Annotated in this window: 1 protein-coding gene and 1 pseudogene; both read right to left on the bottom strand. The window is 50.5% G+C overall.

Annotation, left to right across the window (positions count from 1 at the left end; genetic code table 11):
* Positions 1-647 precede the first annotated feature (647 nt).
* Entirely contained in the window at positions 648-1625 is a 978-nt protein-coding gene (locus ABYW01_RS19500; RefSeq protein ID WP_372836029.1) for a DHH family phosphoesterase, read from the bottom strand.
* Positions 1622-2408 (bottom strand): annotated as a pseudogene (locus ABYW01_RS19495) (sulfate adenylyltransferase subunit CysN); the annotation flags it as partial. The gene ABYW01_RS19500 and the pseudogene ABYW01_RS19495, both read right to left, overlap by 4 nt.

Raw genomic sequence — 2408 nt, 5'->3', positions numbered from 1 at the left:
TTAGGCTGCCAGCAGGCTCAAGCCTGCCCCACAAACTCAGATCCACCACAGGTCTTTAGGGTAGTCTCGTCGTCATCGAAGGTGATTAGGCTACCAGCAGGCTCATACTTGCCCATACCCACAAAACCAAAACACCCTGCATAAAACAGCCTATCGGCTGTGGCAGACTGAAGCCTGCCCTACAAACTCAGATCCACCACAGGTCATGTAGGGCAGTCTCGTCGTCATCGGAGGTGATTAGGCTACCAGCAGGCTCATGCCTGCCCGTACCCGTAAAACCCAAACAACCTACAGAAAACAGCCTATCGGCTGTGGCAGACTGAAGCCTGCCCTACAAACCCAAATCCACGACAGGTCATGTAGGGTTGCCTCGTCGTCATCGGAGGTGATTAGGCTACCAGCAGGCTCATGACTGCCCGTACCCGTAAAACCCAAACAACCTACGTAAAACAGCCTATCGGCTGTGGCAGACTGAAGCCTGCCCTACAAACTCAAATCCACCATAGGTCTGTAGGGTAGTCTCGTCGTCATCGAAGGTGATTAGGCTGCCAGCAGGCTCAAGCCTGCCCCACAAACTCAGATCCACCATGGGCCTGTAGGGTAGTCTTCAGGCTACCTGCAGGCTCACGCCTGCCCTAAAGACCGTATTAGGAATACTGAGCCTCAAAGGCATCAATAAAAGCATTCAACTGATCTTTAGGTAATACATTAATACCCGCAGCACCTTTTCGGCCACCGCCCGTTGGAAACTGCTTAACCAACTCATCCGCACCCGCTTTATTTGTCAGCGGCGCACGCACGCTCACCTGATAGGTACCATCAGCCTTTTCAGTAATGACGGCATGCGCCCGCTTTGGAGACCGATTAGCAAGATCATTCCCGTACACACCACTTACACGTCGCGCCCACTGCTCATCGGGAAGCATAAAGGTTGCGGCTGTATTTGTTTTACGAATGGGCGCTAACGCAGATGCACATGCCATATCACTGTCATAGCCGTTGGCTAAGGTCTCAAATACCTCAGGTAGCGCATCAACAAAATCGAATGGCGTATCGAAGGCATCCATCAGCTGATAAAGCTCTGCCGGATGGTAAAACAGATCTTCTAAGCTAGAACCATAACCGTTGTAATTGATACATACGCCAAGCTTCTGCATCAGCTCAGTTTCTTCCGCAGAAAAACCCGATTGTTGCGCCAAGCCCCGAGCGACGTCGGTCAGATTGTCACCAAACGCAGCCGTGATGGCCCATGCCCTGTATTGACCACCCAACAACCGATCAACGATCAGAGAAGTACAGATATCCGGCGCTGTATTGATATGAGTTTCCAGCGCATGATGCTCTGGGATGTCACCCGGATTGTGATGATCCACATAGAAGATCGACGCGCCGGATTCCAAAATTCGAGCGGCATCGGCGTTGTTCTTTTCGAATGCAATATCCAGCGCAGTGACCGTTTCACCGGCCCTTGAGTCTATGCGCTTCAACAGATTGATATCGCGCTTTACACCCGTGACCAAAATGCTCTCTTTGGGTTCTGCACGACGCAACTGGATAAGAGCACAAATACCGTCAGCATCCCCATTAAAGGCATCAAAGTGACGCTTATTCACAACTTCACTCATATAGCTTTACAGCCCCACTCCGGATAATGCTTACGAACCAGAGCATTAAGGTCACGTTCAAAGGCGTTATAACGACTGCTGTCTTGCCCCTCTTCCGAGCGAATAGCGGCCTTGAATGAACGAATCATACCAGCAGCGACCGTGCCGTTCGTGAGACGATCAATCACTACAAACGCACCCGTCTTAGGAAAATCGTTGTAACTGTCCAGGGCTATATTTTCGTTGAGCTTAACGACACAGTTACCAATAGAGTTAAGCTCTAGTCGAGAAGACTGAATCTGCTCCAGGGTATTCACATCGGTTTCAAAGTTGATCTCGGAAACAACACCACTGGTCATTTTTGTAGCGAATTTAATATGGTACTCACGGCCGACATCCAGCGGTTCCTCAGACATCCATACAAGGTCTGCAGAGAATTGATTGCCAACAGCCGCAATATCGCCCGGCTTAACCAGCAGATCACCACGTGAAATATCGATCTCATCGTCTAGCGTAATAGTGACAGCCTGCCCCGGAGATGCCTCCTGCAGGTCACCATCATAGGTGACAATACTTTTAACCCTACTTCGCTTGCCGGAAGGCAACACAACCAACTCATCACTGATAGAGACCTTCCCACTGGCTACCGTGCCACAGTACCCGCGAAAATCCAGATCGGGACGATTCACATACTGCACGGGGAAACGGAAATGCTGTAGATCTTTATCCGTCGCGACACGCACGGTTTCCAGAAGCTTCATCAATGAGGCGCCGGGATACCAATCCATATGACTGCTGATTGAG

The organism is Pontibacterium sp. (assembly GCF_041587635.1).
In the GTDB taxonomy this organism is placed as follows: Bacteria; Pseudomonadota; Gammaproteobacteria; order Pseudomonadales; family Balneatricaceae; genus Pontibacterium.
This window is presented reverse-complemented; position numbering and strand designations above follow the sequence as displayed.

Bases quoted from the DNA above. Each gene is read 5' to 3' on its own strand.
- ABYW01_RS19500 (WP_372836029.1), bottom strand. From the start codon at position 1,625: ATGAGTGAAGTTGTGAATAAGCGTCACTTTGATGCCTTTAATGGGGAT.